Annotated in this window: 13 protein-coding genes; 4 read left to right on the top strand and 9 right to left on the bottom strand. The window is 64.2% G+C overall.

Annotated elements, in window-relative coordinates; all coding sequences use genetic code 11:
• Positions 1-4: 4 nt before the first annotated feature.
• On the bottom strand, positions 5-1,000 hold the full coding sequence (locus tag NKJ11_RS22850; protein ID WP_027038121.1) for a cell division protein FtsX: 996 nt from the start codon (positions 998-1,000) through the stop codon (positions 5-7).
• A complete protein-coding gene (gene ftsE, locus NKJ11_RS22845; protein ID WP_010911739.1) occupies positions 993-1,652 on the bottom strand; it encodes a cell division ATP-binding protein FtsE in 660 nt (219 codons plus the stop codon). The genes NKJ11_RS22850 and ftsE overlap by 8 nt, the downstream gene beginning before the upstream one ends.
• A gap of 192 nt (positions 1,653-1,844) precedes the next feature.
• Between ftsE and NKJ11_RS22840 the strand changes: the two genes are divergently transcribed.
• The 3 genes from NKJ11_RS22840 (at position 1,845) to NKJ11_RS22830 (ending at position 3,625) form a co-directional block, all read left to right on the top strand.
• The gene (locus NKJ11_RS22840) at positions 1,845-2,489 is read left to right on the top strand and encodes a hypothetical protein (protein ID WP_352794301.1); all 645 of its coding nucleotides are present in this window, start codon (positions 1,845-1,847) and stop codon (positions 2,487-2,489) included.
• Between the two features lie 23 nt (positions 2,490-2,512).
• Positions 2,513-3,055, top strand: a complete 543-nt coding sequence (hpt, locus tag NKJ11_RS22835) for a hypoxanthine phosphoribosyltransferase (RefSeq protein WP_352441732.1) — start codon at positions 2,513-2,515, stop codon at positions 3,053-3,055.
• Positions 3,056-3,253: 198 nt separating this feature from the next.
• Positions 3,254-3,625, top strand: coding sequence for a response regulator (locus NKJ11_RS22830; protein ID WP_352441731.1), 372 nt, complete (start codon positions 3,254-3,256; stop codon positions 3,623-3,625).
• Here NKJ11_RS22830 and NKJ11_RS22825 read toward each other — a convergent pair whose 3' ends face one another.
• Positions 3,626-4,573, bottom strand: coding sequence for a DMT family transporter (locus NKJ11_RS22825; protein WP_352441784.1), 948 nt, complete (start codon positions 4,571-4,573; stop codon positions 3,626-3,628).
• A 222-nt stretch (positions 4,574-4,795) separates the two neighbouring features.
• Between NKJ11_RS22825 and NKJ11_RS22820 the strand changes: the two genes are divergently transcribed.
• Positions 4,796-5,677 (top strand): LysR family transcriptional regulator, encoded by an 882-nt coding sequence (locus NKJ11_RS22820; protein WP_023811107.1) that lies wholly within the window; start codon positions 4,796-4,798, stop codon positions 5,675-5,677.
• Here the strand turns inward: NKJ11_RS22820 and NKJ11_RS22815 are convergent.
• From NKJ11_RS22815 to argH, 6 genes are all read right to left on the bottom strand, one after another.
• Positions 5,656-6,027 carry a glyoxalase superfamily protein gene (locus NKJ11_RS22815; protein ID WP_352441730.1) on the bottom strand — a complete coding sequence of 124 codons (372 nt, stop codon included), beginning with the start codon at positions 6,025-6,027 and terminating at the stop codon, positions 5,656-5,658. The genes NKJ11_RS22820 and NKJ11_RS22815 overlap by 22 nt on opposite strands.
• Positions 6,028-6,136: 109 nt before the next feature.
• Positions 6,137-8,725, bottom strand: a complete 2,589-nt coding sequence (locus NKJ11_RS22810) for a TIGR02302 family protein (RefSeq protein WP_352441729.1) — start codon at positions 8,723-8,725, stop codon at positions 6,137-6,139.
• Between the two features lie 240 nt (positions 8,726-8,965).
• On the bottom strand, positions 8,966-9,907 hold the full coding sequence (locus NKJ11_RS22805; protein ID WP_352441728.1) for a threonine/serine dehydratase: 942 nt from the start codon (positions 9,905-9,907) through the stop codon (positions 8,966-8,968).
• Between the two features lie 40 nt (positions 9,908-9,947).
• Positions 9,948-11,216, bottom strand: a complete 1,269-nt coding sequence (gene lysA, locus NKJ11_RS22800) for a diaminopimelate decarboxylase (RefSeq protein WP_352441727.1) — start codon at positions 11,214-11,216, stop codon at positions 9,948-9,950.
• A 63-nt stretch (positions 11,217-11,279) separates the two neighbouring features.
• Positions 11,280-11,486, bottom strand: coding sequence for an LPS translocon maturation chaperone LptM (gene lptM, locus NKJ11_RS22795; RefSeq protein WP_023811112.1), 207 nt, complete (start codon positions 11,484-11,486; stop codon positions 11,280-11,282).
• A gap of 118 nt (positions 11,487-11,604) precedes the next feature.
• Positions 11,605-13,005, bottom strand: coding sequence for an argininosuccinate lyase (gene argH / locus NKJ11_RS22790; RefSeq protein WP_352794300.1), 1,401 nt, complete (start codon positions 13,003-13,005; stop codon positions 11,605-11,607).
• Positions 13,006-13,027: the final 22 nt, after the last annotated feature.

The raw sequence follows: 13,027 nt of genomic DNA, 5'->3' as shown, positions 1-13,027 counted from the left end.
TGAATTAGCCTGCATCCGGTTGGCGGACATCGATGTCGCTGAGATAGGCAACCACGGTGGCGTGGGACGTGGCAGCCGTCAGTCCGCCGATCACCAGCACCATCAACACGACACCGAGATAGCCTGCCGAACCGATGGCGAAATTGCCGAACAGGGCGGTCGCCTGGTCGGCCTGCGGCGTCGCCATATTGCGCGACGACCACCAGGAAAAGACGATGAACACGAGCACTGCGGCGGCACCGCCAGCCGCTGCTCCCTTCATGCCGGTGACCAGGAAATGCCGGCGGAATTCGCGCGCGATGAAGCGTGCCTCGGCGCCGACGAAATGCAGCACCTCGATGATGTGACCGTTGCCGGCCATGGCTCCGCGCGTCGCGAACACCACGGTCAGCACGGTCGCCGACAGCATCAGCGCCAGCACGGCAATGCCGATGGTCACCGTCGTGCGGGCCATCGCCACCAGCCGGTCGACCCAGGTGCGGTGATCGTCGAGCGATGCGCTCGGCAGTTTCGGCGTGATCGCGGCGCGCATGGCGGCGAAATCGGGCGGGCTGTTCTCGTCGATGGTGACGATAATCAGGCGCGGCACGGGTAATTCGTCGATGTTGAGCCCCGAGCCCAGCCAGGGCTCAAGGAGCCTCGCGGTCGCCTCGCGGTCGATGATCCGGGTCGTCTTGACGCCAGGGAATTCACCGGCGATCTGGGAGGCCTGGGTAAGGGCTGCTTCCATGTCGAGCCCGTCGACCGGCTTGATCTGGATGGTCGCCTCGCGCGAAATCTGGTTCTCCCAGACGGACGCTGTGTCGCGCACCAGCGTCACCGCGCCGAAAGTCAGGCAGGACAGGAAGGTCATGATGGCGATGACCAGGACCAGTGCCCGGCCAGCGATGTTCTGCGCCGGCACGATCGGCGCCATCCTGCGCTGGGCGCGGGGCTTTGCCTCGGTCGCCTCGGCGTCCTGCTCCCGTTCCACAAAATGTTCGGCGGACAGTTCAGTCATAGATGTCCAGCCTTCCGCCGGCCAGGATCATGCGGCGCGCGTCGACCTGTTCCATCAGGCCAAGGTCGTGGGTGGCGATCACCACCGCGGTGCCGAGCCGGTTGAGCTCGATGAACAGCCGCAGCAGGCGTCGCGCCAGCGGCGGATCGACATTGCCGGTCGGTTCGTCGGCGAGCAGGATTTCCGGCTGCTCGATCAGCGCCCGCGCGATCGCCGCGCGCTGCTTCTCGCCGCCGGACAGAACCGGCGGCAGCACGTGCATGCGCTCGCCCAGCCCGACCCACTTCAACAACTCGGTGACATCGGTGCGGTAGCTCGCCTCCTCGCGCCCGCGCACGCGCAGCGGCAGCGCGACGTTCTCGTAGGTGGTCATGTGGTCGAGCAGGCGAAAATCCTGGAACACCACGCCGATGCGGCGGCGCAGATGCGGCAATTCGGTGCGCGAGATGCGCGAACGGTCCTTGCCAAAGATGGTGATCAGCCCGCGCGTCGGCTTCAGCGACATGAACAGCAGGCGCAGCAAGGTCGTCTTGCCGGCGCCCGAAGGCCCGCTCAGGAACTGGAAGGAGCGCTCCGGTATGTGCAGGGAGATGTCGCGGAGGATTTCCGGACCCATGCCATAGCGGAGGCCGACATTTTCGAAACGAATCAATTTCGACGACCTGAATTTCGGCACGGCGGCGAGCCGGCCTGTTCTAGATAAAGACCATCGGCCGGCATGGTTAACCGGCGGTTAATTTCTGGGCTGTTTCGGCTCGTCACGAGGGCTCCGGTGGGGAAGCGTTAACCATTTGTGTTTACGCAAAAGAAACGAAAAGCGAACACGTGCTGCAATGCTGGGGCCATGATGGCTGACGATCGAACCGCGCGCCCGGTTTCCGGCGAAATCATGACCGATCCGGCGGCAATTGCCGCAGCGGACAGGTTCATGCGTGGTTCGGCCGCCGACATCGTCGATGCCGACTACGTGGTGATGCCGCGCCTTGCGCCTGCGGTGGAAAGCGTTTCGCCGCTGCCGCGCGCGATCGTCACGCCGCCCATCGAAGGCATGGACATGCTGCGCAAGCCCGAAGCCTCACCGGAGCGGCTACCGGCCTCGCGCGGCGGACCGATCTTCTGGGTCGCTGGTATCGGCGCTGCCTTGGCCGCGTTCTGGGTCTCCGGCGGGCACGCGCTGGTGCGCCAGGCGCCGTTCCTGTCCAGCGCGCAGGCGTCGGCGCTCAGCATTCCGGGCGTCACGTCACGCGTCGACGCTACCGGGCCGAACGCCGCACTGTTCGTCGATGGCGAGGCCGTCAATGACGGTGCGAAACCGACGCAGTTGCCGCCGCTTGAAATCCGGGTGACTGGCAATGACGGGCAGACCACCCGCTATACGTTGGGGACATCCGGCCGCTCGCTGGCCTCTGGCGAAAGATTCGGCTTTGCCAGCCGGCTCGACGTGCCTAGAAACGGTGTGAAGACCGTGTCGGTCACTTTCGCCGAATAGGCGATCACCGGGGAAGACCATCAATGCCCATCGTACGCGGCAAGGACATCGAGGTTCTGTTTTCAGCATCGGCGATCGCGCGGCGCAATCTGGAACTCGCCAAGGAGATTGCCGGCCACGACTATCACGATCTGCTGGTGATCTCGGTCCTGAAGGGCTCGTTCATCTTCGCCGCAGATCTCATCCGCGCCATGCATGATGTCGGCCTGTCGCCGGAGGTCGAATTCATCTTCATCTCCAGCTATGGCGCCGGCACCAGCAGCGGCGAGGTGAGGGTGCTGCGCGAAATCGACAATGAGGTCGCCGGCCGCGACGTGCTGCTGATCGACGACATTCTCGAATCGGGGAAGACGCTGAGCTTTACCCGCGAGCTGATGTTGTCGCGGGGCGCCAAGAGCTGTTCGATCGCCGTGCTGCTCGACAAGCGCATGCGCCGCCAGACCGAGCTCAATGCCGACTATGTCGGCTTCGACTGCCCCGACTATTTCGTTGTCGGCTACGGCATGGATGTCGCGCATGCTTTTCGCGAGTTGCCGTTTGTCGGTGTCGTCAAAGGGGATGTCTGAGCGGCATCAAAAAGGTTTGCTGATGCTTAGAGCGGTTCGCCGCTTCACGAAAACGCCGAACCGCTCTAGTTTTTTGTTTTGACGCAATTCCCAAGGGAAAGCGCTATGCGCTTTTCCCGGAAAACCGTCTCACACTTTTCCTGAATTGCTCGGGGGCTTTCAGGAAAAGTCAACTTTTCGCGGCCAAATATGCCGGCCATGGCAAAGCTTCTGATCGTCGAGGACGATGAGTCCGTCCGCACCCTGGCCGCCCGCGCGCTTGAACGCGCCGGGCACACAATCGATATCGCGGCGGACGGCGCGCAGGGGCTTGCGCAGATCAAGGCAGCGCGTGGCGGCTACGATCTGGTCGTCTCCGATATCCGCATGCCGGAGATGGACGGCATCGAGATGGCGATCGCGGCGGCAGCATTGTTTCCGGCGATGAAGATCGTGCTGATGACCGGCTATGCCGACCAGCGCGAGCGCGCCGAGGAGTTGAACGGCATCATCCTCGATGTCGTGCAGAAGCCCTTCACGCTGGCCGAAATCCGCTCGCGCGTCGAACGGGCGCTGATCTGCTTCGCCTGATCAGGCTGGATCGGTGGCAGCGAGCACGGGTGGGGGGCTTTTACGCCGTTCGGTGTTGAGCGCCAGCAGGCCGGCGCCGATGATCAAGGCGGCACCGATGACGGTCGTCGACCGCGGCACCTCGGCGAAGAACAGGAAACCCCACAGCGGCGACCACAGGATGCCGGTGTATTCGAAAGTGGCAACGCGGTTGGCCTGCGCCATCCGGTAGGCCTGCGACAGCAGGATCATGCCGGCGGAGGCGACGAAACCGCAGGCCGCCATCTTGAGAAAATCGGGCAGCGTCGGCCACAGCCAGGGCCGTACCAGGAATTCCAGGCTCGGGTGGACGGCGTGGGTGATGCCGGCCAGGTGAAATGCCCCGGCAACCACGGCGGCGCCGACCAGATAGGCGCCGTTCTGATAGAAGGCCATGACGGTGGACGATTCAGTATCGCCGATCTTGCGGGCCATCAGCTGCGAAAAACCATAGAGCGCCGCCGAGCCCAGCGACAGCAGCGCTGCCCAGTCGAACAGCCCTGCGCCGGGACGCAGCATCACGAGGACGCCGAACAAGCCGATCAGCACGGTTGCCAGTGTCTGCCAGGAGACGCGCTCGCCAAGGTACGGCCCGGCCAGCACCATGATGAACAGCGGCGCCATGAAATAGAGCGCCACCGCATCGGCAAGCGGCAAGGCGGCGATGGCCAGGTAGTACATCGTATAGGAGGTGAACTGGATGAAGGCGCGCACCGTCAGCATGCCGAATCGCTTCGACTGGATCGCCCGCAGGCCGACGTCGGCATGGACCAGAACGATCAGGATCGGCAGGGCGACGATCGAGCGGATCGCCATCACCTCGGTCACTGGATAGCCGCTCGACACGGCTTTGACGAGCGGATCCTGCAGCGAAAAGATCAGCACGCCGAGGCACAGGCTCAGGATGCCGCCCACCATCCGATTCTGCATCTGCATCCAGGCTCCTGCGCGTACGGTCCGAAGCTGTCGCCTGCGGCGTAAAAAGAACCCGCCACCGTTTCGGGCAGCGGGCACGAGTGAGGACTCTTGATTGGTCCGCGGCTGATTTCGCAGCCGCATATCCAATGGGTGAGGCGACTATCGTCCGCCATTTGACATGTTGCAAACGAATTGGAATGATGCCAGCAATCAAATTCCCTTATGGCGGATTTCATGCGGCCGACCCTCGACAGCGATCTCCTGCGCACCTTCGTGGCGATTGCCGAGACCGGCAATTTCACCAAGGCGGCGGAGCAGGCCGGCCGCACCCAGTCCGCGGTGTCGATGCAGATGAAGAAGCTCGAAGAGCTGATCGGCGCCAGCCTGTTCGAGCGCGGTTCGCGCGGCGTCGCGTTGACGCGGCGCGGCGGCGAACTCATCGTCAACGCCCGCCGCATTGTCTCGCTGCTCGACGAGACGTCGGCATCGATGGCGGCAGCGCCGCTTGGCGGGCCGGTCCGCATCGGCATTCCGGAGGAATATGGCCACGCCATCCTGTCGCGCGCGCTCGGCGCTTTTTCGAAGCGTCATACGCAGGTCGAGGTCACCGTGCGCTATGCCCATTCCGGGGCGCAGATGGCGGCGCTCGCTGCCGGCGAGCTCGATCTGTGCGTGGTGTTCGAATGGCAGGATCCTGCCGGCGGCGAAGTGCTGATGCAGGACCCGACCGTGTGGGTGACGTCGACCCTGCACCATATGCATGAGGAACAGCCGGTGCCGATCGCGCTCTACAACCGGGCCGGCTGGTGCAAGGACTTTGCCATCAAATCACTGGAGCAGCGCGATCTTGCCTATCGTGTCGCCTATACCAGCGACACCACCGGCGGCCTCAAGCTCGCCGTCACCTCCGGACTGGCGATCGCGCCGATTTCGCGCAGCAACATTCCGGACGGCTGTCGTGAACTGACCACGGCAGACGGATTCGGCGCCATCGATTCCTCGAACGTGGTGATGCACCGCAACCCGAATGCGTCAGGCGAGGCGATCGACGGCATGCAGGATGCTATCCGCGAAGCCTTCGTCAACAGGCTCAGTCAGCCGGCGGCATCCTCGTAGAAATGCAGCCTGTTGCCGAACGGATCGGCGACCGATATCTCGCGGGTCTTCCAAGGCGTCTCTTCCACGCCCGGCCTGGCGAAGCGGTAGTTTTTGCCGATCAGTTCGCCATGAAGAGCCGTGATGTCCTCGACCTCGATGCGCACGGCGATGCCGGGTGCACCGTCGCCGTGATGTTCGCTGAGATGCAGAACACAGCCGTCGCGGCCGACCGCCATGTAAAGCGGCGCGTCGTCGGCGAAGCGATGTTCCCACTGCACCTCGAAGCCGAGGAAGCCGACGTAGAATTCACGTGCCTTGGCAATGTCGAAGATGCGCAGGATGGGTGTGACGGCGCCAAGTCTGGGCATGGTGGTGCAACCGTGCGAGAGGGTTTTCAGGTGGGATGGCGGACGGCAATCCCTTTGTTTTATAGCAATTCCGGACGGAAAACCGCTTCATAATTTTCGTGGAATTGCTCTATTTCAGCTCGAGCAGCCGTTCCAGATAGCTGCGTTCAATGTCAGGGCTGAGCGCATTGCCGAGCCGCTTGCGGATCGCTTCCAGTATCTGGCGGGCACGCTGCACGTCGATCTCGTCGGGCACCTTCACCGAATCGCCGAAGTCGGGACCCGTGCTGGCGCGTGGCCGGCCGAGCGGATCACGATCGGCGTTCTGCTGGCGGCCGCCTTCCTCGCCGCCGCCCTGGTCGCCTTGCATGGCCTGCATCTGCTTCATCATGTCCTTGGCGCCCTTGCGCAGCGCTTCCAGCGCCCGGCCCTGATGACCGACGGCCGCATCGCCTTCGCCCTCGCCGAGTGCCTGTTCGGCATTGCCCATGGACTTGCCGGCCTCGCCAAATCCTTCATTGGGCTCCATACCCATGCCTTCGAGGCCTTTCTTCAGCTGCTCGAGGTCGCTTTGCAGTTGGCCCTGGCCCTGCTGCAGCTGTTTCAGCGCATCGGCGAATTCCTGGGGTGTCATCGGCTTTTGCCGGGCGAGCGGATCGCGGTCTTCGCCGACGCCGGGTCTGTCCTCATCCTGGCCGCCTTCGCCGAGCTGCTCGTCACGGTTCTGCCCGCGCTGGCGCTCGCCACGCTGCATCTGATCCATGCGGAAGGTTTCGTTCATCATCTCCTGCTGACGTCGCAGGATCTCGCCCAGCTTGTCCATCTGCTGGCGCATCTCGCTGTCCTGCTGGCCGCCTTGCTGCTGACGGCCGGCTTGCAGATTGTTCATCATGTCCTGCAGTTGCGACAGCAGTTGCTGGGCCTTGTCGCGATCTCCGGACTTCGCCAGGTTTTCGATCTGATCCATCATGCGATCGATGTCGCTCTGGCGTAGTTCCTGGCCGTTCTGCTGCATCTGCGGGGCGTTGGGATTCTGCTTGGCGCGCTCCGCGAATTCCTGCAGGAACTGGTTCATCGCCTCGCGCAGTTCCTTCATCGCCTTTTCGATTTCAGCGTCGCTGGCGCCATTCTTGATGGCGTCCTGCAGCGCCTGTTGCGCTTGGCGCAGCCGCTTTTCGGCGGCCGAAAGATTGCCTTCCTCGATGCCGAGCGCGATTTCCCAGAGATAGGAGACCTCGCTGCGCAATTGATCGTCGCTCTCGGCCATCTTCAGCCGGGTGCGGGCACTCATAATGGCGAGGTAGTGGGACATATTGTCGAACGTGTCTTCCGGCCGCAGCGTGATGGCGTCCATCAGGTCGAGCACGCGCGGCTTGGCGTTGGCGTCGAGCGCCAGCAGGCGGCGCTGTTCGATCACGGCGCGTGCCAGCGGATTGGCGAAAGGCCGCTCCGGCATCAGCAGCGTCTTGGTTTGGCTCGATGCGGTGTGCCCGGCATCGTCGGTGGCGACCAGCGTCAGCTTAATGCTGCTGCCGGCCCAGACATGCTCGGTCAGGTCCTTGGAGGTCCTGGCGGCGTTCGACTTGCCGCCGCGGCGCGGCAGCGTCAGCGGCATTTCAGGTGCACCGTACAGCGGACGCGCATTCGGCGCCTGCGGATCGGCGAGCGCGAACACCGCCTTGGCGGTGGCGGCGCCATAGTCGTCGTCGATTTGGTAGTTTAGCTCGAAGGCGCCATTGGCGGCGCGCTTGGGCTCGCCGACGAAGCGGATCTGCGGCGGCTTGTCCGATATGACCGCGAAGGCCCAGCGGCCGAGCTGTTCCTCGCCCGACGTCAGCGTCAGCGTGCCGTCGCCGGTCAGCTTGCTGGTGAACTGGCGCACCTTGGACGGCGTCGCCGGGCTTGCAGCCGGCTTGGCGGCGGTCTGCGGCGCAGCGGGGTCGATGACGCGGGCGTTGCCATTCTTGTCGGCATAGCCGAGCGTTTCCTCGCCCGAGCCGCCCGTCACGCGCAGCGAAACGTCGCTGCCTTCGGGAACCGTAAAGGTCGGGATCGCCTGGTTTGCGTCGGCGGTCAAGAAGATCGGCGGCTTGCCGGTATAGGCCGGTGGCGTCACCCATGCATCGATGCGCGGCGGCACGATATCGCGCGTCCCATGGGCATTGAAGCCGTCGCTGATCCTGCCGCCCGTCGGTCCGAAGGAGAAGGCGAAGGCGGTAACGAGCAAAAGGGCCGCCACCGCGCGCAGCCCCCAGGGGTCGCGCTCCGGCACGCGTGTGCGCGGCAGGTCGGCGCCAAGGTTGTCGAGCTTTCCAGCCATGCGCTTCTGGTGTTCGCGCCACAGCGCCTGCGAGAAGCTGCTTTCCCTGCCGCTGGGCCGGTCGGTCTGCACCAGCACCGGGCTGTGCAACAGTTGATTGGCGGCCTCGATGCGGCGGTCAATTTCGGCGGCGCCCGGCAGGCGGAAGAAGCGCAGCGGATAGAGCGCGGCCAGTGCCGCTATGGCAAAAGCAGCGATCAGGCCGATGCGCGCCATATCCGGCAGCCGGGAGAACAGCCCGAGCCAGGAGATGCTGAGGAACAGGCTGGCGACTATGACGAGCGGAAGCAGCAACGGCCAGCCGCGCTCGACCATCATCGAGACCCGCGTCGCCAGCCGGCTCATGGCCAGGCGCCCGGCGAGGCCGCGATCGCTGCTGAGGGTGGGTCGTTGCGTCATCGGCCCTTCCTTGAGCCTATTGCATCCCGAAAACCGGGATGCGGCCCTATCCCTTTGAGCATGATCTGTTCCGAAAGGGATTTCACTTTTCGGGATCATGCTGTGGAGCGGGCAGGATAGCCCGACGCCTCACGACTCAAAGAATACCAGCAAACACGGCAAAGGCGAGGCAGTTCGGAAAAACGTGAAGTGGCCGCTATCGTTCCATCCTGCATACCCTTCAGAAGTTGGTGGGCCCCTTTAGAAGGTAGCGGGGTCTGCATTCGCCCCGCAGACCAGTACGGCGACCCGTTCGCCCGCCGCCGGCGCATAGCGGCCGGACAGGACCGCGGCAAAGGCGGCCGCACCTCCCGGCTCGGAGATGATGCGAGCCCGGTTCCACAGCGCCTTCTGCGCGGCGATGATGTCGTCGTCACTGACCAGGATCGAGCGTTCGACAAAGGCCTCGGCGATCGGGAACATCATTTCGCCGACGCGCTTTGGCGCCAGCGAATCGGCGGCGATGCCCTCGGCCGGTGCGTCGACGGGGTGTCCGGCCTCGAAGGCGCGATGCAGCGTCGGCGCTCCTTCCGGCTCGACGGCGATGATGCGGATGCGGCCGGCAAACCAGGCAGCGATGCCGCCGATCAGGCCGCCGCCGCCGACAGCGACCAGCAGCGTGTCGATCTTAGGCAAATCGCTCTCGATTTCGAGCCCGAGCGTGCCTTGGCCGACGAGCGTTTCCTCCTGGTTGAAGGCATGAATCTGCAAGGCGCCGGTTTTCTCGGCGAAACGTTCGCTGGCCGCCAACGCCTCGGCATAGCGGGCGCCGCCGACGATCAGCTCGGCGCCGTAGCTGCGGATCCGTTCCAGCTTGGCCGCCGGGCTCACCTCGGGAACGAAGATGGTCGCCTTATGGCCCAGCCGCATGGCGGCATAGGCGACGGCCGCGCCATGGTTGCCGCCCGATGCCGCGACGACACCGGCGTCGGGAACCGGCCGCTCCAGGAGATTGGTGAAAGCGCCGCGCGCCTTGAACGAGCCGGAATGCTGCAGGCATTCGAGCTTCAGGTCGACGGCCAGCGGCGGCCGGTCGAAGTCGGCCATGTCGACGCGCAGCACCGGCGTGTGCCTGATATAGGGGCGGATGCGCGGTTCCATCGCGGCAATGCGCTCGCGTGTGACGGTGATGCCGTTCGTCATGATTCGCTCCCTGTGACGGGTAGGTGTGTTTCCGGCGCTTCTATGCAAGCCAGTCGGGCATGGAATCCAACCCAATCAGGTCGTCATAGGTCGGGCGTGGGCGCACGACGTGGAACCGGTCGCCGTCGACCAGCACCTCCGGCACCAGCAGGCGGGTGTTGTAGGTGCCGGCCTGCACCGCGCCATAGGCGCCCGCGGTGGAGACGGCAATCAGATCGCCGGCCTTCAGCCTGGGCAGATCGCGGTCCAGGCCGATATAGTCGCCGGTCTCGCAGACCGGGCCGACCACGTCGACCATCATGCGCGGCGTATCGGCCGGCGGCTGCACGACCGGACGAATGTCGTGGAAGGCATCGTAGAGCGTCGGCCGGATGAGATCGTTCATTGCGGCGTCGACGACGAGGAAGTTCTTGGCGTCGCCTTCCTTTACGAAGATCACTTCCGAGACGAGGATGCCGGCATTGCCTGATATCAGCCGGCCAGGCTCGAACATCACCTTCAGCCCGAGCTTGGTGACATGCTTCCTGACGATCTGGGCATAGGCGTCGGGCAGCGGCGGCGGGTTGTTGTCGATGCGGTAGGGAATGCCGAGCCCGCCGCCGACATCGATATGCTCGATGGCATGGCCGTCCGCCCGCAGCGCGCCGACGAGATCGACAAGCAGGGCGAAGGCATCGTCGAAGGGCTGCAGCTCGGTGATCTGGCTGCCGATATGGGTATCGATGCCGGTGATCCTGATGCCGGGAAGCTTTGCCGCGCGGGCATAAACCTGCCGCGCCCGCTGCCACGGGATGCCGAACTTGTTCTCGGCCTTGCCGGTGGAGATCTTCTTGTGGGTCTTGGCGTCGACGTCGGGATTGATGCGCAGCGAGATCGGCGCCACCTTGCCAAGGGCAGTGGCCCGCGCCGACAACAGCTCGAGTTCAGGCTCGGACTCGACGTTGAAGCAGAGGATGCCGGCGGCAAGGGCAAAGTCCATTTCGCGCGCGGTCTTGCCGACGCCCGAAAACAGGATCTTGCCGGCCGGAATGCCGGCGGCCAGCGCCCGGCGCAATTCACCTTCCGAAACCACGTCGGCGCCGGCGCCGAGCTTGGCCAGCGTCCGCAGGACGGCCTGGTTGGAATTGGCCTTCATGGCGTAGCAGACAAGCGTGTCGAGCCCGGCAAAGGACTGGGCAAACACTCGGTAGTGCCTGGTCAGGGTGGCCGTCGAATAGCAGTAGAATGGCGTGCCGATCTGTGCTGCGATATCTGGTATCGCCACGTCCTCGGCATGGAGCACGCCGTCGCGGTAGTCGAAATGGTTCACGAGAGTGGTTCCGGAAGTTGGGGCGCGATGAGATCGGGTTGGAAGGCCCGGCTCTCGTCGGCTCTAGATCAGCGGGTCGAGGATGAATTTCTTGTCCTTGACCGGTTTTTCCGGCTCCGGCGGCACGGGCTGGTGGGCCTTCGAGGCATCCTTGCGCGCCTGTACGGCCGCCTCATAGGGCGTGTCGAGAGCGCCCCTCCTGCCGCAGGCCGAAACGGCCGCGATCGCAACCAGCAGCGTCAGCGTCACCAAAATCCTGCTTCCGGTCATCGATCCATCCGTCCGAAACGTTTGTCAGCCGCCGCTTTTAGCCGAGTTCTCGGCGCATTGCACCCCGAGATATTGCCCGTCGCAATATCCGGGATATTACTGCTCGCAATATCCGGCATTACGCTTTCGCCAGCCGCTTTTTCCAGGCGCGGATCTGCTTCCTCACTTCCGACGGCGCGGTGCCGCCGAAACTGATGCGGCTCTTGACCGAGTTCTGCACCGCCAGCACCGAAAATATGTCGGCCGTTATGCCGGAATTGATCGACTGCAAATCCTCCAGTGAAAGCCTCTCCAGCCCCACCTTCTTGTCTTCGGCCAGCGCCACCGCCCGGCCGGTGACATGATGCGCTTCGCGGAACGGCAGGCCGAGCGTGCGCACCAGCCAGTCGGCAAGGTCGGTTGCTGTCGCGTGGCCGGAGCCGGCGGCCTTCTTCATCGCGGCAGCGTTGACCGTCATGTCCGAGACCATGCCGGTCATCGCCGCCAGCATCAGATCGAGCGTCTCGGCGGCGTCGAACACCGATTCCTTGTCTTCCTGCATGTCCTTGCCATAGGTCAAAGGCATGCCCTTCATCACCGTCAGCAGGCCGACCAGATGACCGGTGACGCGGCCGGTCTTGCCGCGCACCAGTTCGGCTGCATCGGGGTTCTTCTTCTGCGGCATGATCGATGAGCCGGTGGAAAACGAGTCCGACAGCCTGACAAAGCCGAATTGCGGCGTCGACCAGATGATGATCTCTTCAGCCAGCCGTGACAGATGCGTGGCGCAGATCGCGGCAAGAGCGAGGAACTCGAGCGCGAAATCGCGATCCGAGACGCTGTCCAGCGAATTGCGCATCGGCTCGCGGAAGCCGAGCGCCTTGGCGGTCCGGTGACGGTCGATCGGGAAGCTGGTGCCGGCGAGGGCTGCGGCACCGAGCGGGCTTTCGTCCATCCGTTCGATCGCATCGCGCGCGCGCGACAGGTCGCGAGAAAACATCTCGACATAGGCCATGCAATGATGGCCGAAGGTCACCGGCTGGGCCGCCTGCATATGGGTGAAGCCCGGCATCACGGTCGCCGCATGCTCCTCGGCCCGCTCCAGCAGCGCCTCGATCAACCCCTTCAACGCCCCGGCGACGCGAAAGCACTCCTCCTTGACCCACAGCCTCAGATCGACCGCGACCTGGTCGTTGCGCGAGCGTGCGGTGTGCAGGCGGCCGGCCGCCGGGCCAATCATATCGGCAAGGCGCGCTTCGATGTTCATGTGGATGTCTTCGAGCCGTGGCGAGAACTCGAAGCTGCCGGCCTCGATCTCTTTCAGGATCGTGTTCAGCCCGTCTGCGATTTTTTCTTGGTCGGCCGCCGAAATAATGCCCGTTTGCGCCAGCATCTCGCTATGGGCGATCGAGCCTTTGATGTCCTGCGCATAAAGCTTGCGGTCGAAGGAGATAGACGCGTTGATCGCTTCCATGATCGCGGCCGGACCCGAGGCAAAACGTCCGCCCCACATCTGGTTGCTGGTTTTCTTGTCGCTCATGGCTATAACCCGTGCTTCGGAG

The organism is Mesorhizobium sp. M0243 (assembly GCF_040321775.1).
GTDB lineage: Bacteria > Pseudomonadota > Alphaproteobacteria > Rhizobiales > Rhizobiaceae > Mesorhizobium.
This window is presented reverse-complemented; position numbering and strand designations above follow the sequence as displayed.

Bases quoted from the DNA above. Each gene is read 5' to 3' on its own strand.
- NKJ11_RS22850 (WP_027038121.1), bottom strand. From the start codon at position 1,000: ATGACTGAACTGTCCGCCGAACATTTTGTGGAACGGGAGCAGGACGCC.
- NKJ11_RS22840 (WP_352794301.1), top strand. From the start codon at position 1,845: ATGATGGCTGACGATCGAACCGCGCGCCCGGTTTCCGGCGAAATCATG.
- hpt (WP_352441732.1), top strand. From the start codon at position 2,513: ATGCCCATCGTACGCGGCAAGGACATCGAGGTTCTGTTTTCAGCATCG.
- NKJ11_RS22830 (WP_352441731.1), top strand. From the start codon at position 3,254: ATGGCAAAGCTTCTGATCGTCGAGGACGATGAGTCCGTCCGCACCCTG.
- NKJ11_RS22825 (WP_352441784.1), bottom strand. From the start codon at position 4,573: ATGCAGAATCGGATGGTGGGCGGCATCCTGAGCCTGTGCCTCGGCGTG.
- NKJ11_RS22820 (WP_023811107.1), top strand. From the start codon at position 4,796: ATGCGGCCGACCCTCGACAGCGATCTCCTGCGCACCTTCGTGGCGATT.
- NKJ11_RS22815 (WP_352441730.1), bottom strand. From the start codon at position 6,027: ATGCCCAGACTTGGCGCCGTCACACCCATCCTGCGCATCTTCGACATT.
- NKJ11_RS22810 (WP_352441729.1), bottom strand. From the start codon at position 8,725: ATGACGCAACGACCCACCCTCAGCAGCGATCGCGGCCTCGCCGGGCGC.
- NKJ11_RS22805 (WP_352441728.1), bottom strand. From the start codon at position 9,907: ATGACGAACGGCATCACCGTCACACGCGAGCGCATTGCCGCGATGGAA.
- lptM (WP_023811112.1), bottom strand. From the start codon at position 11,486: ATGACCGGAAGCAGGATTTTGGTGACGCTGACGCTGCTGGTTGCGATC.
- argH (WP_352794300.1), bottom strand. From the start codon at position 13,005: ATGAGCGACAAGAAAACCAGCAACCAGATGTGGGGCGGACGTTTTGCC.